The organism is Mycobacterium branderi (assembly GCF_010728725.1).
In the GTDB taxonomy this organism is placed as follows: Bacteria; Actinomycetota; Actinomycetes; order Mycobacteriales; family Mycobacteriaceae; genus Mycobacterium; species Mycobacterium branderi.
On sequence record NZ_AP022606.1, the window covers coordinates 712,335 to 735,061 of the forward strand.

General features: G+C 67.7%; 24 protein-coding genes. 10 read left to right on the plus strand and 14 right to left on the minus strand.

From position 1 onward, the window contains the following. The first annotated feature begins 78 nt into the window (after nt 1-78). Together G6N47_RS03860 and G6N47_RS03865 are read left to right on the plus strand one after the other, a co-directional pair. Nucleotides 79-1,101 (plus strand): NAD(P)H-dependent glycerol-3-phosphate dehydrogenase, encoded by a 1,023-nt coding sequence (locus G6N47_RS03860; protein WP_083130259.1) that lies wholly within the window; start codon nt 79-81, stop codon nt 1,099-1,101. An 813-nt stretch (nt 1,102-1,914) separates the two neighbouring features. Next, nucleotides 1,915-2,628 carry a YoaK family protein gene (locus G6N47_RS03865; protein WP_083130260.1) on the plus strand — a complete coding sequence of 238 codons (714 nt, stop codon included), beginning with the start codon at nt 1,915-1,917 and terminating at the stop codon, nt 2,626-2,628. Between the two features lie 7 nt (nt 2,629-2,635). On the opposite strand, the gene htpX is transcribed toward G6N47_RS03865, so the two are convergent. Together htpX and grcC1 are read right to left on the minus strand one after the other, a co-directional pair. Then, on the minus strand, nt 2,636-3,499 hold the full coding sequence (gene htpX / locus G6N47_RS03870; protein ID WP_083130261.1) for a zinc metalloprotease HtpX: 864 nt from the start codon (nt 3,497-3,499) through the stop codon (nt 2,636-2,638). Between the two features lie 69 nt (nt 3,500-3,568). After that, nucleotides 3,569-4,576, minus strand: coding sequence for a nonaprenyl/(2E,6E)-farnesyl/geranylgeranyl diphosphat synthase (gene grcC1 / locus G6N47_RS03875; RefSeq protein WP_083130528.1), 1,008 nt, complete (start codon nt 4,574-4,576; stop codon nt 3,569-3,571). A 15-nt stretch (nt 4,577-4,591) separates the two neighbouring features. Here grcC1 and menJ point away from each other — a divergent pair, with 15 nt between their 5' ends. The 4 genes from menJ (at nt 4,592) to G6N47_RS03895 (ending at nt 7,409) form a co-directional block, all read left to right on the plus strand. Continuing rightward, nucleotides 4,592-5,818 (plus strand): menaquinone reductase, encoded by a 1,227-nt coding sequence (menJ, locus tag G6N47_RS03880; RefSeq protein WP_139799334.1) that lies wholly within the window; start codon nt 4,592-4,594, stop codon nt 5,816-5,818. A gap of 94 nt (nt 5,819-5,912) precedes the next feature. Further along, nucleotides 5,913-6,596, plus strand: coding sequence for a class I SAM-dependent methyltransferase (locus tag G6N47_RS03885; RefSeq protein ID WP_083130262.1), 684 nt, complete (start codon nt 5,913-5,915; stop codon nt 6,594-6,596). A 4-nt stretch (nt 6,597-6,600) separates the two neighbouring features. Then, nucleotides 6,601-7,044 (plus strand): nitroreductase family deazaflavin-dependent oxidoreductase, encoded by a 444-nt coding sequence (locus G6N47_RS03890; protein WP_083130263.1) that lies wholly within the window; start codon nt 6,601-6,603, stop codon nt 7,042-7,044. Continuing rightward, the gene (locus tag G6N47_RS03895; protein ID WP_083130264.1) at nt 7,044-7,409 is read left to right on the plus strand and encodes a DoxX family protein; all 366 of its coding nucleotides are present in this window, start codon (nt 7,044-7,046) and stop codon (nt 7,407-7,409) included. Before G6N47_RS03890 ends, G6N47_RS03895 begins: the two co-directional genes overlap by 1 nt. Here G6N47_RS03895 and G6N47_RS03900 read toward each other — a convergent pair. Beyond that, nucleotides 7,399-8,085 carry a demethylmenaquinone methyltransferase gene (locus tag G6N47_RS03900; protein WP_083130265.1) on the minus strand — a complete coding sequence of 229 codons (687 nt, stop codon included), beginning with the start codon at nt 8,083-8,085 and terminating at the stop codon, nt 7,399-7,401. The genes G6N47_RS03895 and G6N47_RS03900 overlap by 11 nt on opposite strands. A 68-nt stretch (nt 8,086-8,153) precedes the next feature. Here G6N47_RS03900 and G6N47_RS03905 point away from each other — a divergent pair, with 68 nt between their 5' ends. Then, entirely contained in the window at nt 8,154-8,993 is an 840-nt protein-coding gene (locus G6N47_RS03905; protein WP_083130266.1) for an SDR family oxidoreductase, read from the plus strand. On the opposite strand, the gene G6N47_RS03910 is transcribed toward G6N47_RS03905, so the two are convergent. Beyond that, nucleotides 8,915-10,072: a glycosyltransferase family 4 protein gene (locus tag G6N47_RS03910; RefSeq protein ID WP_083130267.1), complete on the minus strand. Its 1,158-nt coding sequence runs from the start codon at nt 10,070-10,072 to the stop codon at nt 8,915-8,917. The genes G6N47_RS03905 and G6N47_RS03910 overlap by 79 nt on opposite strands. 83 nt (nt 10,073-10,155) lie before the next feature. Between G6N47_RS03910 and G6N47_RS03915 the strand changes: the two genes are divergently transcribed. Continuing rightward, nucleotides 10,156-10,779 (plus strand): thioredoxin domain-containing protein, encoded by a 624-nt coding sequence (locus G6N47_RS03915; RefSeq protein WP_083130268.1) that lies wholly within the window; start codon nt 10,156-10,158, stop codon nt 10,777-10,779. Here G6N47_RS03915 and G6N47_RS03920 read toward each other — a convergent pair. From G6N47_RS03920 to G6N47_RS03960, 9 genes are all read right to left on the minus strand, one after another. Continuing rightward, on the minus strand, nt 10,743-11,264 hold the full coding sequence (locus tag G6N47_RS03920) for a DUF3592 domain-containing protein (protein WP_083130269.1): 522 nt from the start codon (nt 11,262-11,264) through the stop codon (nt 10,743-10,745). The genes G6N47_RS03915 and G6N47_RS03920 overlap by 37 nt on opposite strands. Beyond that, nucleotides 11,261-12,880 (minus strand): 2-succinyl-5-enolpyruvyl-6-hydroxy-3-cyclohexene-1-carboxylic-acid synthase, encoded by a 1,620-nt coding sequence (menD, locus tag G6N47_RS03925; RefSeq protein ID WP_083130270.1) that lies wholly within the window; start codon nt 12,878-12,880, stop codon nt 11,261-11,263. Before menD ends, G6N47_RS03920 begins: the two co-directional genes overlap by 4 nt. A 23-nt stretch (nt 12,881-12,903) precedes the next feature. Continuing rightward, the gene (locus G6N47_RS03930) at nt 12,904-13,692 is read right to left on the minus strand and encodes an alpha/beta fold hydrolase (RefSeq protein WP_083130271.1); all 789 of its coding nucleotides are present in this window, start codon (nt 13,690-13,692) and stop codon (nt 12,904-12,906) included. 34 nt (nt 13,693-13,726) lie between these two features. Next, nucleotides 13,727-14,431, minus strand: a complete 705-nt coding sequence (locus G6N47_RS03935; protein ID WP_139799335.1) for a sensor domain-containing protein — start codon at nt 14,429-14,431, stop codon at nt 13,727-13,729. A 4-nt stretch (nt 14,432-14,435) separates the two neighbouring features. Continuing rightward, complete coding sequence (locus G6N47_RS03940; RefSeq protein ID WP_083130529.1) at nt 14,436-15,173, minus strand: DJ-1/PfpI family protein; 738 nt, start codon at nt 15,171-15,173, stop codon at nt 14,436-14,438. Between the two features lie 7 nt (nt 15,174-15,180). Next, the gene (locus tag G6N47_RS03945) at nt 15,181-16,143 is read right to left on the minus strand and encodes a GlxA family transcriptional regulator (protein ID WP_083130273.1); all 963 of its coding nucleotides are present in this window, start codon (nt 16,141-16,143) and stop codon (nt 15,181-15,183) included. Between the two features lie 68 nt (nt 16,144-16,211). Beyond that, nucleotides 16,212-17,357, minus strand: coding sequence for an LLM class flavin-dependent oxidoreductase (locus G6N47_RS03950; protein ID WP_083130274.1), 1,146 nt, complete (start codon nt 17,355-17,357; stop codon nt 16,212-16,214). Between the two features lie 46 nt (nt 17,358-17,403). Next, nucleotides 17,404-18,354: an o-succinylbenzoate synthase gene (locus tag G6N47_RS03955; protein WP_083130275.1), complete on the minus strand. Its 951-nt coding sequence runs from the start codon at nt 18,352-18,354 to the stop codon at nt 17,404-17,406. Next, nucleotides 18,351-19,955, minus strand: a complete 1,605-nt coding sequence (locus tag G6N47_RS03960) for an amidohydrolase (RefSeq protein ID WP_083130276.1) — start codon at nt 19,953-19,955, stop codon at nt 18,351-18,353. The genes G6N47_RS03955 and G6N47_RS03960 overlap by 4 nt, the downstream gene beginning before the upstream one ends. 85 nt (nt 19,956-20,040) lie before the next feature. Between G6N47_RS03960 and G6N47_RS03965 the strand changes: the two genes are divergently transcribed. Continuing rightward, nucleotides 20,041-20,463, plus strand: coding sequence for a YciI family protein (locus G6N47_RS03965; RefSeq protein WP_083130277.1), 423 nt, complete (start codon nt 20,041-20,043; stop codon nt 20,461-20,463). A gap of 93 nt (nt 20,464-20,556) precedes the next feature. Next, nucleotides 20,557-22,158 carry a fatty-acid--CoA ligase FadD8 gene (gene fadD8 / locus G6N47_RS03970; protein ID WP_083130278.1) on the plus strand — a complete coding sequence of 534 codons (1,602 nt, stop codon included), beginning with the start codon at nt 20,557-20,559 and terminating at the stop codon, nt 22,156-22,158. Here fadD8 and G6N47_RS03975 read toward each other — a convergent pair. Beyond that, the gene (locus G6N47_RS03975; protein WP_083130279.1) at nt 22,155-22,712 is read right to left on the minus strand and encodes a TetR/AcrR family transcriptional regulator; all 558 of its coding nucleotides are present in this window, start codon (nt 22,710-22,712) and stop codon (nt 22,155-22,157) included. The genes fadD8 and G6N47_RS03975 overlap by 4 nt on opposite strands. Nucleotides 22,713-22,727: the final 15 nt, after the last annotated feature.

Here is a 22,727-nt window from a genome sequence, read left to right on the forward strand (position 1 = left end):
ATCGGTTTGCCCGGTGTCCGCGCAGCAATTTCGGCGCACTGGCACCAACGCGGCAGTTGCGGCAATACGCTGATCGCCATGGCAGCTTTGCGCGAACCGAAGGTCGTCGTCCTGGGCGGCGGCTCCTGGGGCACCACCGTCGCGTCCATCTGCGCGCGACGCGGACCGACGTTGCAGTGGGTGCGCTCGGAAGACACCGCCAAGGACATCAACGACAACCACCGCAACACCCGCTACCTGGGCGACGACGTCGTGCTCAGCGACACCCTGCGAGCCACCACCGACTTCTCCGAGGCCGCCAACGCCGCCGACGTCGTCGTGATGGGGGTGCCTTCGCACGGGTTCCGCGGGGTGCTCACCGAACTGGCCGCCGAGCTGCGGCCGTGGGTGCCGGTGGTGTCACTGGTCAAGGGCCTCGAACAGGGCACCAACATGCGGATGTCGCAGATCATCGACGAGGTGCTGCCCGGGCATCCGGCCGGCATCCTGGCCGGCCCGAACATCGCCCGCGAGGTGGGCGAAGGGTACGCGGCGGCGGCAGTGCTGGCGATGCCCGACCACCACCTGGCCGCCAGGCTCGCAGAGTTGTTCCGCACCAGGCGTTTTCGCGTATACACCACCGACGACGTCATCGGTGTCGAGATGGCCGGTGCGCTGAAGAACGTGTATGCGATTGCCGTCGGCATGGGCTACTCCCTGGGCATCGGCGAGAACACCCGCGCATTGGTGATGGCCCGATCGGTGCGCGAGATGTCCAAGCTCGGCGAGGCGATGGGCGGGCAGCGCGACACCTTCGCCGGCCTGGCCGGCATGGGCGATCTGATCGTCACTTGCACCAGCCAGCGCAGCCGTAACCGCCACGTCGGCGAGCAACTCGGCGCCGGCAAGCCAATCGACGAGATCATCGCGTCGATGAACCAGGTGGCCGAGGGAGTCAAAGCCGCCAGCGTGATCATGGAGTTCGCCGACAAATACGGGCTGAACATGCCGATCGCCCGCGAGGTGGACGCGGTGATCAACCACGGCTCCAGCGTCGAGCAGGCCTACCGCGGCCTGACCGCCGAAAAACCCGGACACGAGGTGCACGGCGCCGGTTTTTGACAATCGCCGTTGTGCGTATGCATCTTCTATGTATTGCACCGGTGCGGTTGTTGTCCCGTGGAGCCGATAACTATGCTGGCCCAGAGCAATTGGAATTCGGCGCGCGGTGATCGTAATCACAGTATCCGTAAAGTGTTGTGCGCGAACCGTTTTACTTCGCCGCAACGTTGGATAGCAAAACGTTAACGCCGGGCCGTTATCCTTACGCTCATCCTGTCGATATGGGTTGGGAGTCAGATGATCGCCGTGGCCGGCGCAGCCAATCATTCGCGGTTGTGGCCGATTAGCGCGCTCGCAGTTGCGATATGCGTGCTCACTGCGGCAATCGGGTACGGGGTGGCGCGGGCCGACCATGCGGTGTCGCCCGCGCCGCAGCCGGTATCGACAGCCTCGAGCGGTCCCAACATCGCCGACGAACGTCCTGATCACCATGTCGCAAGCGCCTCTTCAGACGCTATTCACGCGGCGTTACACATGGCGGTCCTGCATCGGACTCGGCCATCGACCTTTTCACCGTCGGTGCAATTGCATTGGTGGTCACCGTCGCATGCGTTCCCAGCCACATCCTGGTATCGGCCCGGCGTGGCCGCCTCGTGTTCGGCCGCCACGTCCCTTGGCGGTCGAGAACGCTTGACCCGGCTCTGCGTCGCCCAGCACTGATCAGCCGCAGTCGTCCTGAAATTGCCTGCACCGCAACGCTGAATACCTCGCGTTGTGCGGTCGCGTCCATTGGCGGGCCACTAGCCCAAGTCTTTTGACGAGAAGTTCGAGAAGGGGATAGCTCACTTTATGACTGAGCGCACTACAACGGTGATGGGACAAGTCGATTCGAGATCCCGGTCAGCGCTACGTGAAATCTTCGACAGCGAGGCACGGTTGTCGTGGATCCTTGCCTGGCTTGCCGGCCTTGTCGGCGCGGTGGCGTTCACCCACTCCGCGGGTTACTTCGTGACGACCGCCACCGGCAACACGCAACGGGCAGTGGCGGGTTTGTTCATCGAGGATCCGTGGCTGTCGGTATCGGCCACATTGCTGGTGGCGTGCTTTCTGGGCGGCGTGATTTTCGGGTCGTTGTGCCGTCGGCGTATCTGGCCAGCGCATCCGCACGGGCCCACCGTGATCACCACGGTTTGCCTTGCGATCGCGACTGTCGGCGATGTCCTGCTGCAGGGCTGGTCGACGACGGGGCCTGTTGCCTTCACGCCAATTTTGGTTGTTGCCTTCGGTATTGGCGCCTTGAATACCACGTTCGTCAAGAATGGTGAAGTGTCGATACCGCTGAGCTACGTGACGGGGACGGTTGTGAAGCTCGGTCAGGGCATCGAGCGCCACCTCAGCGGCGGATCGGTTGCCGACTGGCTCGGCCACTTCCTGCTCTTCGCCAGCTTTGTCGCCGGCGGGCTGACGGGCGGGGGCATTTGCTCACTGGTCAGTGGTTCCCAGCTGCTGGCGGCCGCCGCCGTGGTCTGTGCGTTCACCACCGGATACACCTACTTCTTCACCGACCGGCGTGCGGTGGCGCAGTAGGCGCGACTTACCCGCGCGCCATGGCCTCGAGCCGGCGAATGCGGTCTTCGATCGGCGGGTGCGTGGAGAACAGCGACCCGATCCGCTCGCCCGCCCGGAACGGGTTGGCGATCATCAGGTGGGCCTGGCTGGCCAGCTGCGGCTCCGGCGGCAACGGCGCCGCCTGCACGCCGCCGGAGATCTTGCGCAATGCCGACGCCAAGGCCAGCGGGTCACCGGTCAGCACCGCACCGGACTCGTCGGCCTGGTACTCGCGCGAGCGGGACACGGCCAGCCGCACCACCGTCGCCGCGATCGGGCCCAACAACGAAACCAACAGAATCGCAAAGGGATTGCCGCCGTCGCGGTTACCGCCCCCGAACATTCCGGCGAACATCGCCATATTGGCCAGCGCGGTGATCACCGACGCCAGCGCGCCGGCCACACACGAGATCAGGATGTCGCGGTTGTAGACGTGCGAGAGCTCGTGACCCAGCACGGCGCGCAGCTCGCGCTCGTCGAGGATTTGCAGGATGCCGGTGGTGCAACACACCGCGGCGTTGCGCGGGTTGCGGCCGGTGGCGAAGGCGTTGGGCGCGTTGGTGTCGCTGATGAACAGGCGCGGCATCGGCTGGTGGGCGCCGGTAGCCAGCTCGCGCACGATCCGGTACATCGCCGGCGCCTGTACTTCCGACACCGGCTGGGCGTGCATCGCCCGCAGCGCCAGCTTGTCGCTGTTGAAGTACGTGTAGGCATTCATGCCGACGGCGAAGAGCACCGCCAGCCACATCATCGTCTTCCCGAACAGCGCGCCGACGAACACGATCAGCGCCGACATGACGACCAACAGCGCGAAGGTCTTGAACCTGTTGGCGTGCGGATGCCAGGTCATCAGCTTCCTCCTACGAACCCCCGGGTCTTTCTCATTAAACGCTTAGGACGAGCCGGCGGGTTCCGCAATCTAGCCGTGCCGGTTGATGGTGTAGTCGACCAGCGTGGCCAGGGCGTGGCGTCCGGGCAGGTCGGGCAGGGCGGCCAGCTCCTCGCGCGCCTGCGCCGCGTACCGCGCCACAGTGTCCTTGGCCTGCGCCATGCCCGCCGACGCCCGTAGCAGCGTCAGCGCCTCGGCCAGCACCGCGTCGTCGGTAACCGGGCCGGCCAGCAACTGCCGCAGCCGGTCGGCGTCCGGCCCGGTCTCGCGCAGCGCGTAGAGCACCGGCAGCGTGTGGACCCCCTCACGCAGGTCGGTGCCGGGCAGCTTGCCCGACTCGTCGGGGTCGCTGTCGATGTCGATGATGTCGTCGGAGATCTGGAAGGCGGTGCCCACGATGCCGCCGAGCCGGTCCAGCCGCTCGATCTGGTCCTCGTCGGCGCCGGAGAACATCGCCCCGAACCGCCCCGCGGCGCCGATCAGGCAGGCGGTCTTCTCGTGTACCACCTTCAGGTAGTGCTCGATCGGGTCGGCGCCGTCGGCGGCGCCGCGGGTCTCGCGCATCTGCCCGGTGACCAGCTGGGCGAACGTCTCGGCGATCACCCGCACCGCTTGCGGGCCCAGCCGGGACACCAGCCGCGAGGCCGTCGCAAACAGATAGTCGCCGGCCAGGATCGCGACGTTGTTGCTCCAGCGGGCGTTGGCGCTCTGCGCGCCGCGGCGCACCTGGGCCTCGTCCATCACGTCGTCGTGGTACAGCGTCGCCAGATGCACCAGCTCGATGACCGCCCCGGCGATCGTCACCTCAGCGGCATCCGGGCGCGGACCCAGCTGCGCCGACAACACGGTGAACAGCGGACGAAACCGCTTGCCGCCGGCCTCGAACAGGTGCAGCACCGCCTCGGTCATCAGGTCGTCGGCGCCGCGCAGTTCGGTCTCCATCAGGCGCTCGATGCGGTCCACACCGTCGCGCACGTCAGCGGCGAATTCGGCGTCGCCCAGGTCGACGCCCGCCACCACAGTCGCCGGAGTTCTCACCCAACCAACATACTGGTGAGCATGGGGACCAGCGCGGACGTGGTGGTCGTCGGCGCCGGACCGGCCGGCTCGGCGGCGGCGGCCTGGGCCGCGCGGGCAGGCCACGACGTGCTGGTGATCGACGCCGCGAGCTTTCCTCGCGACAAGGCCTGCGGCGACGGGCTGACCCCGCGCGCGGTCGCCGAGCTGGAGCGGCTGGGGCTGGGTGACTGGCTGGATGCCCGGATACGGCATCGCGGCTTGCGGATGAGCGGCTTCGGCGGCGCGGTGGAAGTGGACTGGCCCGGCCCGTCGTTTCCGTCGACCGGCAGCGCGGTGGCGCGAGTTGAGCTGGACGACCGGATTCGCAAGGTCGCCGAGGAATCCGGCGCTCGGATGCTGTTGGGCGTCAAAGCCGTTGGCGTACATCATGATTCGTCGGGACGGGTGGCGTCGGTGGCGCTGGCCGACGGCACGTCGGTGGGGTGTCGGTCTTTGATTGTGGCCGACGGCGCCCGCTCGCCGTTGGGCCGCGTGCTGGGCCGACGCTGGCATCAGGAGACGGTGTACGGCATTGCCGCCCGCGGATATCTCGCGACGCCACGCAGCGAGGAGCCGTGGCTGACGTCGCATCTGGAGCTGCGCGGACCGGACGGCTCCAAGAACAAAGTGTTGCCCGGCTACGGCTGGATTTTCCCGCTGGGCAACGGCGAGGTGAACATCGGCGTGGGCGCGCTGTCGACGTCCAAGCGGCCGGCCGAGTTGGCGTTGAAGCCGCTGATGAACTACTACACGGATCTGCGCCGCGACGAGTGGGAGTTCGACGGTCAGCCGCGGGCGATCTCGTCGGCCCTGCTGCCCATGGGCGGCGCGGTGTCGGGAGTGGCCGGGCCCAACTGGATGCTGATCGGAGACGCCGCGGCCTGCGTCAACCCTCTGAATGGCGAGGGCATCGACTACGGGCTGGAGACCGGGCGGCTGGCCGTCGAACTGCTCGGTTCGGCGGAGCTGTGGCCGTCGGTGCTGCGGTCGCATTACGGGCGCGGGTTCTCGGTGGCGCGACGGCTGGCGTTGTTGTTGACGTTCCCGCGGTTCCTGCCGGCGACCGGGCCTCTCGCGATGCGCTCGACGAGGCTGATGAGCATCGCGGTGCGGGTGATGGGCAACCTGGTCACCGACGACGACGCCGACTTTGTCGCCCGCGTGTGGCGCGGCGGCGGGTGGGCGTCGCGGCTGGCCGATCGCCGAAAACCTTTTGCCTGACCCCTTTCTGGCCTTCTGGCGCGAGCGGCAGAAAGGCGACGCCCCGCATATCAACCCTCTTGACATATATCAGCCAGCCTGATATCTATGGGTGATGACTGAACCCCTGGACTTCGAATTCGAATCGGCCTACCGCGGCGAGTCCGCGCAATTCGGCCCCGGGGCTAAACCGCCCTGGAGCATCGGCGAACCACAGCCCGAGCTAGCCGCGCTGATCGACGCCGGCAAGTTTCACGGCGAAGTGCTCGACGTGGGCTGCGGCGAAGCCGCCATCTCGCTGCACCTCGCCGAGCGCGGGTACACCACGGTCGGCATCGACCTGTCGCCGACCGCGATCGAGTTGGCCTGGCGCGAGGCCAAGAAGCGGGGCCTGACCAACGCCAGCTTCGAAATGGCCGACATCAGCTCGTTCACCGGCTACGACGGCAGGTTCGACACCATTGTCGACGGCACACTGTTCCACTCCATCCCGGTCGAGGCGCGCGAGGGCTACCAGCGCTCGATCGTGCGGGCCGCCGCGCCGGGGGCGTCGTACTTCGTGCTGGTATTCGACAAGGCGGCAATGCCCGACGGCCCGGCCAACGCCGTCACCGCCGACGAATTGCGGGCGGTGGTCTCGAAGTACTGGGTGATCGACGAGATCAGGCCGGCCCGCCTCTATGCCAACGCGCCGGACGGCTCGACCGACCTGTCCGCGTTGATGGGCGCCGAGTTCCGGCCCGAGCCCAACGGCCGCATGTCGGTGGCCGGCTGGCTACTCTCTGCACACCTGGGGTGATCGAATGACTGATCCCAAGCCGCCGCGCTGGCTGAAGCTAACCAACAAGGTCATGATTGCGATGCAAAAGCTCGGCATCCCAACAGGTCCGCCGATGGTATTGACCGTGCCCGGCCGCAAGACCGGCCAGCCGCGCAGCACGCCGATGACACCATTCACGTTGGACGGGCACCTGTACACCGTCGCGGGCTACCCGGGCGCCGACTGGGTGCGCAACGCCCGGGCCGCCGGCTCGGGAACCCTTGCAAAAGGGCGAAAGTCACGGCGCGTCAACATCGTTGAGCTGTCCGCCGAGGACGCCCGGCCGGTGCTGCGAGCGTTTCCCGTCGAGGTGCCGATCGGTGTCAGCTTCCTCAAGCGCGCCGGCCTGGTTCGCGAAGGCACTCCGGACGAAGTCGAGGCGTTGGCCGGCCGAATCGCGGTATTCCGACTCGACCCCGCGCGCTGATGCACACCGCCTATGTGGTCGTGACGCTGATCGCGATCGCCTTCAACGGGTTTTCCGGTGTGGCTGCATTGGCCCATTTCGCGCCGATCATTCCCGGCATGGAAGCAGCCGGTGTGCCGCTGTCGTGGCTGACGTTTCCCATTGGCACGCTCAAAACGCTCGGCGCACTGGGACTTGTTGCGGGCCTGTGGGTTCCGGTGATCGGTCTGGCCGCCGCCGGCGGGCTGGTCGTCTTTTTCGTCTGCGCGATGTACACACACGTGCTGGCCGACGACATCTCGGCGCAATTCGGGCTCGCAACGCTGTTCCTGGCGCTCAACGCGGCGACGTTCGCGCTGACGGTTGCCCGTCTGCTCACGCCTTGAAGGCGGCGTGCAGCGCGACGATGCCGCCGGTCAGGTTGCGCCACCGCACCGCTGACCAACCGGTGCGAGATATCTCGTGCGCGAGGCTGGCCTGGTCGGGCCAGGCGCGGATCGACTCCGCCAGGTAGACATACGCCTCGGGATTGCTCGACACCGCACGGGCCACGCGCGGCAGCGCCTGCATCAGGTATTCCTTGTAGACCGTGGCGAACAATGCGTTTGTGGGAGTGGCGAATTCGCACACCACCAGCCGCCCGCCGGGGCGGGTGACGCGCGCCATCTCCCGCAGCGCCGTTTCGCGCTCGGCGATATTGCGCAGCCCGAAGCTGATCGTCACCGCGTCGAACACGTTGTCGCCAAACGGAAGTCGGGTCGCGTCAGCGGCGACCTTCGGTACTTTCCTGCTTCGGCCCGCCGCGAGCATCCCGACCGAAAAGTCCGCCGCCACACACCATGCTCCGGAGCGCGCCAACTCCACCGTCGACACCGCGGTGCCGGCGGCCAGGTCCAGCACCTTCTCCCCCGCAGACAGTCGCAGCGCCGAGCGGGTGGCGCGCCGCCAGTACCGGTCCCGGCCCAGCGACAGCACCGTGTTGGTCAGGTCGTAGCGGCGGGCGACGCCGTCGAACATCGACGCCACTTCACGCGGGTCTTTGTCCAGGGTCGCGCGGCTCACCTCGACGACGCTACCTGTGAACTTCGCAGAGTGGGAATGCGGCGCCGCCTTCGGCGTTGCACACCGGCGTGAGTGAAAAAGTTTGGTTCATCACCGGGACATCGCGCGGCTTCGGACGTGAATGGGCGATCGCCGCGCTCGAGCGGGGCGACAAGGTGGCCGCGACGGCGCGAAACACCGCGACGCTGGCCGACCTTGAAGCCAGCTACGGCGACGCGATACTGCCCATCGAGTTGGACGTCACCGATCGCGACGCGGACTTCGCCGCGGTCAAACGGGCCCACGATCATTTCGGGCGACTGGACGTCGTCGTCAACAACGCGGGCTACGGGCAGTTCGGCTTCATCGAGGAACTGTCCGAGCAGGAGGCCCGCGACCAGATCGAGACCAATGTGTTCGGCGCGCTGTGGATCACCCAGGCCGCGTTGCCGTATCTGCGCCGACAGCGCAGCGGCCACATCATCCAGGTGTCGTCGATCGGCGGCATCGTCGCATTCCCGCTGGTCGGCATTTACCACGCCTCGAAGTGGGCGCTGGAGGGCTTCTCGCAGGCGCTGGCCCAGGAGGTGGCGCCGTTCGGCGTCAAGGTCACGCTGGTCGAGCCGGGCGGCTTCGACACCGACTGGGGCGGCTCGTCGGCCAAGCATGCCGAGCGGTTGCCGGCCTACGACGACGTGCGCGCCGCGGTCGAAGCCGAGCGCAGGCGGCGGTGGGCGGATCCCGGCGATCCCGCAGCCTCGGCGGCGGCGCTGCTGAAGGTGGTCGATGCCGAAAAGCCGCCGCTGCGGGTGTTCTTCGGCGCGTCGCCGCTGGAAACGGCTCGCGCGGACTACGAAAGCCGGTTGCGCACTTGGGAAGAGTGGCAGCCGGTGTCGATCGAGGCACAGGGCGGCAGCACCGCCTCGTAGTGCTCGAGCAGCTGGTCGCAAATCGCCGGCCACGACCGCTCCAGCACGCTACGCCTGGCGGCCAGCGAATAGCGCGGCCGTTCTGCGATCAGGTGGGCGACGGCGGCGGGCAGGTCCGCCTCGAATTGCTTGACGGGCAGCAGCATTCCGGTGCGGCACGGCGTCACCAGGTCGCGCGGGCCGCCGGCGTCGGGGGCAATGACCGGCAGCCCCGACGCCAGCGCTTCCTGCACGGTTTGGCAAAACGTCTCGTGCTCGCCGGGATGCACGAAGACGTCCATGCTGGCGTAGGCCGCGGCGAGTTCGTCGCCGTACAGCGCGCCGGTGAAAATCGCTGTGGGCATTGCCGATTGCAACTTGGCGCGGTCGATCCCGTCGCCGACGATGACCAGCTGGACCGACTCGCCCAGCACCGCCAGCCGCTCGACGTGCTTCTCCGGCGCCAGCCGGCCGACGTAGCCGACAATCGGCTTGCCGTCCGGCGACCATCGCCGTCGCAGCGCCTGGTCACGAGCTGACGGTACGAACCCCGTGATGTCGACGCCGCGCGCCCAGTGATATACCCGCGGGATGCGATGGGCAGCAAGGCTTTCCATCGCAGAGGTGGACGGTGCCAGGGTGCGGTCGGCAAGCCGGTGCAGGTGGCGGGTCCACGCCCACGCCGCCCGCGACAGTCCCCCGATACCGTAACTGGCCGCGAATCCCGCGACGTCGGTTTGGAATACCGCCACAGTCGGCACGCCGAGTCGGCGGGCGGCCCGCACCCCGCCGTAACCGAGCAGTGCGGGCGAGGCCAGATGCACGACGTCGGGGTCGAACCCACGTAGCACGCGCAGCATTCGCGGTAGCGGCACGCCCAGCGGCAGCGTCGTCACCTTGGGGAACATCCGCGACGGCACGCGGTGGACCCGGATGCCGTCGTGAAGCCGCTCGGCGCGGGGCTCGCCGGGCGGGGTGTCGGGTGCGATGACGAGGGCTTCGTGGCCGGTGCGGCGCAAGTGCTCGAGGATGCGAACCACCGAGTTGCTGACGCCGTTGACGTGCGGGAGGAAGGACTCCGCGACGATGGCTACGCGCACACCGTTACGGTGGCAGCGCCGCCTGTCGTTAAGGTTGCCGACGGGCATACGGCGTGCGAAATCTGCTGCAAAGGGGTTGGAAAATGCGGTCCTGGCTGGGGGCATTGGCAATCACTGTGAGCTGGATCGCATTCGGGACGGCGGCAGCTCACGCCGACGTACCGCGCAGCAGCGACGGCAACGGCGTCCTCGTCGGGTCCGCCGGCGCCCCAGTGCAGTTGGAGATCTTCATCGAACCGCAGTGCCCGCATGTCGCCGAGTTGGAGTCGACCGACGGCGACGCAATCGCGCGCAACATCGGCGACGGCCGGCTGGCGGTGACGTATCGGCCGCTGACCTTCCTCGACGACCGCAAGCACACCGATGTGTCCGCCCGGATCAGCAATGCGCTGTTTTTGGCCGCCGACCCGGCGACGTCGCCGACGGCGTATCAGGCGTTTGTGCAAGACCTGTATCGTCATCAAACCCGGCCGGACAACAACGAGATCGCGGCGATGGCCCGCGAAAGCGGGGTGCCAGACGCCGTGGCCGAGAAGATCGCGGCCGGCGACTACGTCGTCGACCCGGCCGCGATGAACGACGCCAACCGTGCCCGCTTGGTGCAGGACAACCCGGAAAACCCGGGCACCCCAACGGTTTACGATCTCAACACAAAAACCGTTGTGGACACTCAGGACTCGGAGTGGCTTGGCAAGCTGCTCGCGTGACGGCCCGCCCGCTTTTCCAGTAACGCCAGGCCGGCCAGCGCGGCGCCGGCGACCAGCCAGCCGACCACCATGATGGAACCGGCTGGGATGATCGCCAGCTTGGCGGTGCGGTGCTGCACGCGGACCAGGTTCGGGTTTTTCTTGTCGTATTCGACGTAAATCCGCATCCCCGTGGCCAATTCGGACGGGTAGAGCACGCCGAGCTCTGGACGGTAGGTGACCCGGTCGGGCGTGACGAACTCGATCGTCGAGCGTCGCGGCCCCGCGCTGAGCACCTCAGCCTGCGCGACCCCCATGTTGTTCTGGATCGACAGGTCGTTGCGCCAGGCGCCGGCCACCAACAGCACCGACTGCAACGTCACCAGACCGGCGGCGATCAGCACCCCGATCCGCGTCCAACGCAGGATCCGTCGCGCCGGGGTGTCGGGAAGCTCGTCGGCCCGGCCGTGAATCAGAATGCGCGCCAAGGCTTTCAGGCGATTCACAACGCGGCCTTGATGGCCGCATGCAGCTGGCGCAGCGAGGACCGGTCGGCCTTGACCTCCAGCACCCGCATACCGCCGGCAGGCTCGTCGAGCGCCTCGCTCAGCTCACCGACCTCGATTTGGCGAGAATCCACGTGGTAAGCGCGGCACAGCGCGCCGACGTCGACGTCGTGCGGGGTGCCGAAGACCCGCGACGACACGTCGGAGAACCGCGGGTCACCCTGCTCGAGCAGTTCGAAGATGCCGCCGCCGTTGTCGTTGGACACCACGATGGTCAGCTGTCGCGGCGTCGGCTCCGTGGGGCCGATCAGGAGCCCGGAGCTGTCGTGCACGAAGGTCAGGTCGCCGATCAGCGCGACCGTGCGGCCCTGGTGCGCCAGCGCGGCGCCGACCGCGGTGGACACCGTGCCGTCGATGCCGGCGACGCCGCGGTTGGAGCGCACCGCGATGCCGTGGCTGTCGAGCCCGACCAGCGCCGCGTCACGCACCGGGTTGGAGGCGCCGAGCACCAGCTGGTCGCCGGGCCGCAGCGCGTCGGCGACCGCCGCCGCGACGTGCAACCCAGTGGTCAGCGGGTGCGCTGCGAGCTGCCCGCGCACCGCGTCGACCGCGTGCCGGTTGAGCTCGGCGCAGCGGCGCAGCCAGGCCGGGCTGGGCTCGCCGGTAGTGACCGCGCGGGTGCCGGTGGCTTGCGAGTTGCCGGACACGTCGGGCCAGCGCGGGCCGGTGGTCAGCGCGTAAACCGGCACGGATGGGTCTGCCAGTAGCGCCGACACCGGCCGGTGCAGGGTGGGGCGGCCCAGCATGATCACCTGCTGCGGGTGCAGCAGCCGCAGCGCCAGCGGGTGCAGTGGGTTGGCCGGCGCCGGCGCGGTCGGCTCGGCGACAGTCGGCAACCCGGCCAGGTTGGGATGGGCGCCGGCGCCGTGGCCCGCGATGACGACGGTGTCGAGGCTCAGGTCGATGTCGAGCGGCTGGTCGAAGCTGACCGGCGGGGTGTACGTCCACGGTTTGCCGTTCGGGCGGCCGGGCGGGGTGGGCGCGGATTCGGGGTCGGGCACCAGCGGTTCGCGCAGCGGGATGTCGAACTGCACCGGGCCGGCGTTGGCGGTGCGGGCACCGGTGGCGGCCACCAGCACGCGGCACGTGGCCGACCGCCAGGTCGCGTTGAGGGCGTCCATCCGCTCGGGCGCGTCCTCGGCCAGGCCCAGGCTGATGGCGGCGCGCACCTGCGTGCCGAAGTAGCCCAGCTGCTCCATGGTCTGGTTAGCACCGGTGCCGAGCAGCTCGTAGGGCCGGTTGGCGCTCAGCACGATCAGCGGCACCCGCGCGTAGTTGGCCTCCACCACCGCCGGGCCGAGGTTGGCCACCGCGGTGCCCGACGTCATCGCCACGCATACCGGCGCCTGAGCACCGACCGCCAGACCGATGGCCAGGTAGCCGGCGGTGCGCTCGTCGATGCGCACATGCAGCCGCAGCCGCCCCGCCCGGTCGGCGTCGGACAGTGCGAAAGCCAGCGGCGCGTTGCGCGAGCCCGGGCACAGCACCACGTCGCGGACACCGCCGCGGATCAGTTCGTCGACGACGACGCGGGCCTGTGCCGTCGAGGGATTCACAGCTAAAGCGTAGTCGTGTGGCCTCAGGCCGCCATGCCGGCGAAGAACTGCAGGATCGCGGCGTTCACCGCGTCGGGGCGCTCGAGGAACCCGAGATGCCCGGCGTCGGCGATCTGCAGGTAGCGGCCATTGGGTATGGCGTCGGCCACCTCACGGCTAAGGTGCGGCGGGGTCACTAGGTCGTCGGCGAAACCGATCACCAGCACCGACGCGGTGATGGCCTGATACGCCGGCAACCGATTGTTTTGCGGCGAGACGTCGAGCTGGCAGCGCAACCCCGGGGTCATCTTGTTGGGCCACATGGTGAAGATGTCGATCCACTCGGCGACCGCAGCGTCGTCGTTCAAAGTCTTGGGTGAAAAGCTTTCCAGCAGACGGACTTTCGCGTCATAGGCAGCCGGCAGCCGGGTCTCCGAGGCGGCGAGGTCGGCCTCGGCGGTGTGGAAGAACTGCCGGGCCCGGTCCAGCCGGCCACGGGTGGCCATCAGCACGGCTTTGCTGACCAGATGCGGGTGCGCGACCATCAGCTCTTGGGCGATGAACGCGCCCATCGACGCGGCGACGATGCGCGCGGGCGCGGCGCCCAGGCCTTCGATCAGCCCCGCGGTGTCGGCGACCATGGTTTTCGTCGTGAAACCCGATGCGTTCTCGGTGGCGCCGATCCCTCGGTTGTCGAAGGTGATGGTCCGATATCCAGCGGAAAGAAAAGCCGGGACCTGGTGCAAATGCCAGCCGCGCCCGGCACCACCACTGCCGGAAATGAAAACGACGGGCTCACCGGTCCCGCGGTCGTCATAAGCAAGGTTGATCACCTGCGAGAACCTACGGGACGCGACGCGACGCGGGTCAGCCCGGGATGCGGTCCAGGATCCGCTTGGCGATCACGGTGGGCTCGTCGCCCAGGTTCAACGCGAGGACCTGGAGGTCGACGACGATGTTGGACTTGGCCGCCAGGGTTCGCACCAGGCCGAGATCCTGGTGGAGAACGGCGGTGTTGCGGATGGTGGTCATCCCGCCGGACTCGGTGGGGTCACCGACTGTCCATGGCACGGTGCTGCCGTCGGGCCACGTCCAGATGAGCTGTTTGCCCGCACACTGGCGCCACTGTGCGACCGATTTCGACACAAAGCTCGCAGCGGCCGCCGGGTTCTCGAACGCCGCCACCCCCTCGTCGACATCCGGGAGGCCCTTGGGATCTGCCTGCCGCACAATGTAAATCGCCGTGAAGCCGCTGCCGTTGTAGGACACTGCCTCACCGCCGAACGCGGCGCTGATGCACTCGACGGGGTCGACCTTGGTGTCGGTGCTGTCGTCGGGCTTGTTCCAGGTCTGTTGGGTGACGACGTCGGGCGACTTCATGACGTCTTTGACTTCGTCGACGGTGGCCAGCAGTTTGGGCAGATCCGCGGCGGTCACTGCGGGCTTGGCCGGCGTAGTCCCGGGGCCATGGCCGCCGGCGGGCACCGCCGTTCCGCCGACGGTGGAAACACAGCCGGCGACGATCATGCTTACTGCCCAGGCGGAGGCCGCTTTGATACCGAGTCGCAGCACGCTGTCAGCTTACGGAGCGGGTAAACCTTTCGCGGCGGGAACGTACTGTATGCAGCGCTTGCTCCCAGGCCAGCAGCGTCGCGGCCTTGAGCTGAGCCGGTTTCACCAGGTCTCGGGCCATCAGCGCGGTGGCGGCGGCCTTCGTCGTCGCCGATGCCTTCGACATGTGACCGGAGTCGAACGGTGGTTGCGGGTCGTACTCCATGGAAAGCTGGATCGCCTTGGCGCGGTTTTCTCCGCCGATCTGAGCGGCCAGCCACAACCCTAGGTCGATACCGGCCGACACGCCGGCGCAGGTGACGATGTCGCCGGCTTGCACGATGCGTTGGTCGCCAACTGGGTTGGCGCCCAACGTTTTCAGCGCGCTGAGCGCCATCCAGTGCGAGGTCGCGCGCTTGCCGTTCAGCAGCCCGGCGGCGGCCAGGATCACCGAACCGGAGCAGACCGACGTCGTCCACGTCGCCGTCTCGTGGGCTCGGCGCACCCAGTCCAGCAGCTTCTGGTCGCGGGCATGCTCGACGGATGTCATCCCTCCTGGCACCAAAATCACGTCGGGCGAAGGTGTTTCGTCGAACGAATGAGTCGCGCCGACAAGCAGCACACCAGAATCCGCGGTGATCGGGCCGGGCTCGTGCCAGACGAAGCGCACCTCGGCTTTCGGCAGCCAGCGCAGCACCTCGTAAGGACCGATGAAGTCGAGTGCGGTGAAGCCGGGATACACGACGATGGCGATCTGCATGATTTCTCCTTTAGGCGAAGGTCTTGCGGTACTGGTCGGGCGAGATGCCGATGCGCCGAACGAAGTTGCGCCGCATGGTTTCCGAGGTTCCGAAGCCACACCGGGCGGCGATCGCGACGACGGTGTCGTCGGTTTCCTCCAGCTGGCGGCGCGCCGCGTCGATGCGAATCCGTTCGACGTAAGCGCCGGGCGGCTCGCCGACTTCGTCGGTGAACACACGCGTGAAATGCCGCGGGCTCATCCCGGCCCGGCGGGCCAGCTCGGTGATGCTGTGCGCATTGGCCGGGTCCGATTCGATGGCGTCCTGGACGTCGCGGATCGGTTCGCGTTTGGCGCGCGGCATCCACACCGGGGCGGCGAACTGCGTCTGGCCGCCGGGTCGGCGCAAATAGAGCACCAGCCAGCGGGCCACGGTCTGCGCGACGTCGGTGCCGTGGTCGTCTTCGACCAGCGACAGCGCCAGGTCGATGCCGGCGGTGACGCCCGCGGCCGTCCACACCTTGTCCGAACTGCGCAGGAAGATCGGGTCGGGATCGACTGTGACGTTTGGGAATTCGCGCTGGAGCCGGTCGGCGGATCCCCAGTGCGTGGTGGCGACACACCCGTCGAGCAGCCCCGCTTGCGCGGCCAGAAATGCGCCGGTGCATACGCTGGCCACCCGCCGGCTTTTGGCGGCCACGGCTCGGATCCACGCGACGACCTGCGGGTTGGCGCGGGCCTTGTGGACGCCGGCGCCGCCAGGCAGCATCACGGTGTCGACCGGCTGGGCGGGGTCGGGCACTTCGATGGTTGCAAGCGTCAGTCCGGAGCTCGTGGTCACCGGTTGACCATCGACCGACACAACCACCGGCTGATAGCCGTCGCGGCCTTCGGCCGCCAGCAGCAGCGTCGCCGTCGCGAACACCTCCAGCGGCCCCACCAGGTCCAGTGTCTGCATCCCGGAGAAGCTGAAAAACACCACGGTGCGGGTCATAGCTGTCAGTGTCGGGGATACGACGCCATGGCGTCTACGACACGTACCGCACAGATCAGGACATGATCCTAGAGCTTCTTGAGTCCCCGGACGATCTTGAAGAACGACCCGGTGGCGGCCAGGCCATTGCGCAGGCTGCGCTGCATCATCGTGATGTTGGCCAGCACCAGATAGCGAACTCCGTGATCGCGCCACTCGGCCGCCCGGTCGATGACTTCCTCGGGTGTGCCGACCAGAAGCATGTCCCGCAGCAGTTCCGCTGGAATGGCTTTGATGTAAGACAGCGCCGTCTGCTCATCCCAGTCATGGGGTAGCAGATCCTGCGCGCCCGTGAAGCCGACTCCCAGTGGGTGTTGCGCATCATGCTGGGCGAAGAACTCGTCGGAAGCATTGAGTCCAACTGCCTTGATCACTTCGGACTCCAGGGCCTCGTCCACCTCCGCGGTAGTCCGGCCGGCGACGACGAACATCCACATTGCCGGAACGATCGATGCCGGGTCGCGCCCCGCGTCGGAGGCCGTTGCGCGCACGACATCCAAGCGGCGTGCGTACTCCTGCGGTGAATGCGGAAAACCCGGAAAGAAGCCGTCGGCATAACGGCCGGCGGCGCGCAACATGCGGGGTCCGTGTGCGGCGACCCAAATCTGCGGCCACTTGCCGCGATACGGCGGCAGGTCGAAAAGTGCGTTGCGCAGCGGGAAATATGGCGAATCGCGGTTGACGAGTTCACCATTCGAGTCCCACAACGCCCGGATCGTGGCCATCGCCTCTTCGAACCGGGCGACCGGCTTCGACCAGTCGACGCCATAGGGTTCGTTGCCCTCCCGCTCGCCGGTGCCGATGCCCAAGATGGCCCGGCCGCGGGTGAGCAGATGCAACGTGGCGGCGGCCTGGGCGGTGACCGCCGGATTGCGCCGCCCGGTATCGGTCACGCCGACGCCCAACCGCATCCGGCCGATGCGATTGCGCGCGGCGATATGCCCCAGCATGGTCCACGGTTCGAGGAAGGCATCCGCGGACGGCATGATTTTCGCTATGCCGGCGTACTTCGGCTGCCACAGGCTCCGCGGGAACAGCGCGTTCAAATGGTCGGGCACCCAGAACGAGTCGACCCGGCTGGCCAGCGCGCCGAGGTAGCTGGCTCGGGTGAAGGTGTCGGCCGCCGGGCGAGCGGCGACGATCGGGTCCATGATGCCCACGCGAAATCCGGTCATTCGCGCAGTGTGGTGGAGACGCAGCGGAGCGGCCTAGAGTAGCCGGCTACCCCACATGCCGGTAGCAGGCCTTGACCCGGTCGATCCACCACTGGCGCCGCTTCGGCGGGGCGGCCAATGCTTGCAGCCGGGCGGGGTCGGGTGTTCGTGGCGCGACCGGAAGATAGCCGTCGTCTGGCGTTATCGGTTCGGCAACGTCCTCGACGAACAGCCCGCCGGTGCCCAGCCCGCAGGCATGCTTGAGGTCCGGCAGTGCGGCTGCGGCGAGCAATCCGACACCGATCCCGACCGCCGAATCCAGCGCGCTGGAGATCACCACCGGGATATCGATCTGTTCGGCGATGTCCAGCAGTGCCGAAATACCGCCCAGCGGAGCAACTTTGAGCACCGCGATGTCGGCGGCCTTCGCGCGGACGACCTTTAGGGGGTCGCTGGCTTTGCGAATGCTTTCGTCGGCGGCGACGGGCACGTCGACGCGGCGCCTGAGTTCGGCGAGCTCTTCAATTGTCTTGCAAGGCTGCTCGATGTACTCCAACGGCCCGAGCACCTGAGCGGCCTCGACAGCTTCCGCGACGGTCCAGCCGCCGTTCGCGTCGACCCGCACGGTCGGAACCAGCGCACGCACGGCCTCGACGCGCGCGATGTCGTCGTCAAGCGTCTGCCCGGGTTCTGCGACTTTGACCTTCGCGGTACGGGCGCTCGGGAAGCGCGCCAGGACGTCGGGCACCTGCGCGGCGGGCACGGCGGGGACGGTGGCGTTGACCGGAATGAGGTCACGCCTCGCGGGTGGCGGTGTGGTGTAAGCGGATTCGAGGCCCGACGCCAGCCAGTGGGCCGCCTCTGCGTCGTCGTATTCGAGGAAGGCGCCGAACTCGCCCCAGCCGGCGGGGCCGTCGATCAATGCCAGCTCACGGGTGGTGATGCCGCGGAACCGCATCCGCATCGGCAGCGCGACGACGTGCAGCCGGTCCAGGATGTCGTCGAGCGGCGGCGTCACTCGCCGTACACCTGCCGGCCCGCCAAAAACGTTGCACGCACACCGAGATCGGCGATCTCCTCGGGCGGCACCGTGCGCGGATCCGCCGACAGCACCACCATGTCGGCGTACTTGCCGACCTCCAGCGAGCCGATCACGTCGTCGGCGAACAGCTGCCACGCGGCGTCGATGGTCTGGGCGCGGATGGCCTGCTCGACGGTCAATCGCTCCTCGGGCGCCAGCACACGACCGCTCGGCGCGGTCCGGGTGACTGCCACGCTGATGTTGCGCAACGGCTCCTCGGGCGTGACCGGCGGATCGTTGTGCAGCGAGATGCGCATACCCGTAGCCACTGCGGATCCTGCCGGCATCCAACGGGATCCGCGCTCCGGCCCGAACAGCCCGTCCACAATAACGTCGCCCCAGTAGTGGATCTGGTCGACGAAGATGCTGCAGGTGACGCCGAGCGCGGCGGCTCGTTGGAGCTGGTCATTGCGGATGGCGCCGACGTGTTCGAGCCGCAGCCGATGGTCGTCGCGCGGATTGCGTTGCAGCGCTTGCTCGTAGACGTCGAGGATGGTGTCGATGCCGGCGTCGCCCTGCACGTGGCAGGCCATCGGCCAGCCCAGCGGAAAGTAGGCGTCGACGATTTCGGTCAGCTGTTCGCGGGTGTAGTTGGCGTGTCCGCAGGACCCCGGCTCGACGCCGATGGTGCGGGTGGCGGCGGTGTCGAGATATGGAAACGACAGATCGATGTTGCCGATCCACGGCGAGCCGTCCACCCAGATCTTGATGCCAACCTGGCGCAGGATGTCGTCGCCGTCTCCGGGTTTGGCGTCGGTGTGCATTCGCGGGTTGGAGATTTCGTAGGTGCGCAGCCGCACGGTCAGCGCGTCGCGCAGCTGCTCGACCAGTGGCCGAAACGCCGGGTCGAAGGCCATCTCCGAGCAGGTGGTGAGCCCGGCGCGATTGAGCCGGGCGCACTCGGCGAGCAGCATGGCCGGATAGTCGCCGGGCTGGATCGCCGGGCCGACGAGCGGGAACACGGCGCCGGTTTCCTCGGCGGTGCCGTCGAGTTCGCCGTCGGCGGCACGGCCGTATCGGGTGCCCTTGGGATCGGGGGTATCGCGGGTCAGGCCGGCGCCGCGGGCGGCCTGCGAGTTGAAATACGCCTTGTGCCCGGAGTTGTGCAGGATCACCAGCGGGCCGTCCGGCGCGATGTCGTCGAGCCAGCTCAGCGTGGGCTCCGGAAGTCCGCTTTGCAGCAACGGGTCCCAGCCGTTGAGGTAGGCGCCGGCCGGTCCGCGTTTCGCGGCTTCGCGGCGGATCGCGTCGACGACGTCGTCGGCGCTGCGCATGGTAACCGGCCTGATGTCGACGATCCGGTCCGACAGCGCGACGGCCTCCATCAGCGGATGACCGTGTGCCTCAACGAATCCCGGCATGAGGCAGCCGTCACCGATGTCGATCGTCTGGGTCTGGGCGCCGACGAGGTTGCCGACATCTGCGCGGGTTCCGACGGCGACGATCCGGCCATCGCTAACGGCAAGCGCCTCGGCGGTGGGCCGCGCGTCGTCGACGGTCAGCACGGTGCCGGTGATGACGACATCAGCATCGGTCATGCGTGCAGATTAGTGATCCGGCGATGAGAAATGGCGGTTCTGCGAGTCAGTCGTGGATGAAACGTTCCCCCGAGAGGAGTTAGCGATGCGCTACATGATGATCGTGCGATCCACCCCCGAGGCGCAGGAAGCCGCCAAGGACGTCCCGTTCGACGAGATCCTGACCGCGATGGGCCGCTACAACGAGTCGCTGATCGAAGCGGGCGTGCTGCTGGCCGGCGAGGGACTGGCCGCGCAGGAGGAAGGCTTCGTCGTCGACTTCAGCTCGACGCCGCCGAATGTCTCGGACGAACCGTATCCCGGCGAGCTGTTCAACGGGTTCTGGATCATCGGGGTGGCGTCGAAGGAAGAAGCGGTCGACTGGGCGACCCGCTGCCCGCTGGGCCCCGGCGTGACGCTCGAAGTCCGTCGGATCCAGGAGGTCGAGGACTTCCCGCAGGACAACGAGTACGTCCAGAAGGAAATCCAGTGGCGCCGCTCGGCGACGATGCAGGCCGGAACGGCCTGAGGAGGAGGCGAGCACTAGAGGGAGGAGCTGGCAAAATAGCCGATTTTCGGGAGGGGCTCGGCTATTTCTGTAACACGTTCTAGTCTTGAGCGCATGAGTGACGAGCTGCTGCGCAATCCCACCCATAACGGACACCTCCTGGTCGGCGCGCTCAAGCGCCACCGCGACAAGCCGGTGCTGTTCCTCGGCGACACCACGCTGACCGGCGGTCAGCTGGCCGACCGGATCAGCCAGTACATCCAGGCCTTCGAGGCGCTGGGCGCCGGGACCGGGGCGGCGGTCGGGTTGCTGTCGTTGAACCGGCCCGAGGTGCTGATGATCATCGGCGCCGGCCAGACCCAGGGGTATCGCCGCACCGCGCTGCATCCGCTGGGGTCGCTCGACGACCACGCCTATGTGCTCTCCGATGCCGGGATCAGCTCGCTGATCATCGACCCCAACCCGATGTTCGTCGAGCGCGCGCTGGGGCTGTTGGAGCGGGTGGACTCGCTCAAGCAGATCCTGACGATCGGCCCGGTGCCCGATGCGTTGAAAGATGTGGGCGTCGACCTGTCGGCGGAGGCCGCCAAATACGCACCGCAGCCGTTGGTGGCCGCCGACCTGCCGCCGGACCAGATCATCGGCTTGACCTACACCGGCGGCACGACGGGAAAGCCCAAGGGCGTGATCGGCACCGCGCAGTCGATCTCGACCATGACGATGATCCAGCTGGCGGAGTGGGAATGGCCCGAGCAGCCACGGTTTTTGATGATCACTCCGCTGTCACACGCCGGCGCGGCGTATTTCCTGCCGACGTTGATCAAGGGCGGCGAAATGTACGTGCTGCCCAAGTTCGACCCCGCCGAAGTCCTGAAAACTATTGAGGAGAAGCGGATTACGGCGACGTTTGTGGTGCCGTCGATGCTGTATGCGCTGATGGACCACCCGGATTCGCACACCCGGGATCTGTCGTCGCTGGAGACGGTCTATTACGGGGCGTCGGCGATCAACCCGGTGCGACTGGCGGAGGCGATCCGCCGGTTCGGCCAGATCTTCGCCCAGAACTACGGGCAGTCCGAGGCGCCGATGGCCATCACCTACCTCGGCAAGAAGGATCACGACGAGAAGCGGCTGACGTCGTGTGGGCGCCCGACGCTGTTCGCGCGGGTCGCGCTGCTGGACCTCGACGGCAAACCGGTGCCGCAGGGCGAGGTGGGCGAAATCTGCGTCAGCGGACCGCTTTTGGCGGGCGGCTACTGGAATCTGCCCGACGCCACCGCCGAAACGTTCCGGGACGGCTGGTTGCACACTGGCGACATGGCCCGCGAAGACGAGGACGGCTACTACTACATCGTCGACCGGGTCAAGGACATGATCGTCACCGGCGGCTTCAACGTGTTTCCCCGCGAGGTGGAGGACGTGGTCGCCGAGCATCCGGCCGTCGCGCAGGTGTGCGTGGTCGGGGCGCCCGACGAGAAGTGGGGCGAGGCCGTCACCGCCGTCGTGGTCCTGCGCTCGGACGCCCCGCGCGACGAGGCGGCGATCGATCGCATGACCGCGGAGATCCAAGCCGCGGTCAAGGACCGCAAGGGTTCCGTGCAGGCGCCCAAGCGGGTGGTGGTCGTCGACTCGCTACCGGTGACCGGGCTGGGCAAGCCGGACAAGAAGGCGGTGCGTGCCCAGTTCTGGGAGGGCGCTGAGCGAGCCGTCGGCTAACGGCTCACCGCCACGCCGGCCACCAATAGGTCGAGCAGACGGCCGGTCTGCTCCGGCGAACCGCTGGCCAGAAAGATCCCGATCAGGCTGGACACCACATCCTCGGCCTGCACGTCGGAGCGCAGGCTCCCGTCGTCGGCGCCAGCCCGCAGCAGCAGGTCGACGGCCCCGACAATGCTGTCGCGCGTCTGGCTGGGCTGCAAGGCGCCGGAGTCGAACATCGCGTGCAGCGACTCGGCCATGCCGCGCTTGGCCGCCACGAAGCTGGCGTAGCGGTCCATCCAGCGTCGCAGTGCGGTCTTGGGCGGATGCCGCTTGAGCAGCTGGTCGGCCGTCGCCGCCACTTCGGCAAGCTCGGCACGGTAGATCGCCTCGACGAGGGCCTCCCGGCTGGGGAAATGACGGTAGAGCGTGCCGATCCCGACGCCGGCCTCACGCGCGATCGCCTCCAGCGATACCGCTCGCCCTTCGGCGGTCGCAAAGGCGGCAGTTGCCACCTCGAGGAGCTTTTCGCGGTTCCGGCGCGCGTCGGCTCGAGTCGGCTTACAGCCCAAAGCGGAGGATCCTCC

Bases quoted from the DNA above. Each gene is read 5' to 3' on its own strand.
- G6N47_RS03915 (WP_083130268.1), top strand. From the start codon at position 10,156: ATGCGGTCCTGGCTGGGGGCATTGGCAATCACTGTGAGCTGGATCGCA.
- G6N47_RS03965 (WP_083130277.1), top strand. From the start codon at position 20,041: ATGCGCTACATGATGATCGTGCGATCCACCCCCGAGGCGCAGGAAGCC.
- G6N47_RS03895 (WP_083130264.1), top strand. From the start codon at position 7,044: ATGCACACCGCCTATGTGGTCGTGACGCTGATCGCGATCGCCTTCAAC.
- G6N47_RS03865 (WP_083130260.1), top strand. From the start codon at position 1,915: ATGGGACAAGTCGATTCGAGATCCCGGTCAGCGCTACGTGAAATCTTC.
- G6N47_RS03890 (WP_083130263.1), top strand. From the start codon at position 6,601: ATGACTGATCCCAAGCCGCCGCGCTGGCTGAAGCTAACCAACAAGGTC.
- G6N47_RS03950 (WP_083130274.1), bottom strand. From the start codon at position 17,357: ATGACCGGATTTCGCGTGGGCATCATGGACCCGATCGTCGCCGCTCGC.
- htpX (WP_083130261.1), bottom strand. From the start codon at position 3,499: ATGACCTGGCATCCGCACGCCAACAGGTTCAAGACCTTCGCGCTGTTG.
- G6N47_RS03885 (WP_083130262.1), top strand. From the start codon at position 5,913: ATGACTGAACCCCTGGACTTCGAATTCGAATCGGCCTACCGCGGCGAG.
- fadD8 (WP_083130278.1), top strand. From the start codon at position 20,557: ATGAGTGACGAGCTGCTGCGCAATCCCACCCATAACGGACACCTCCTG.
- G6N47_RS03860 (WP_083130259.1), top strand. From the start codon at position 79: ATGGCAGCTTTGCGCGAACCGAAGGTCGTCGTCCTGGGCGGCGGCTCC.
- G6N47_RS03945 (WP_083130273.1), bottom strand. From the start codon at position 16,143: ATGACCCGCACCGTGGTGTTTTTCAGCTTCTCCGGGATGCAGACACTG.
- G6N47_RS03960 (WP_083130276.1), bottom strand. From the start codon at position 19,955: ATGACCGATGCTGATGTCGTCATCACCGGCACCGTGCTGACCGTCGAC.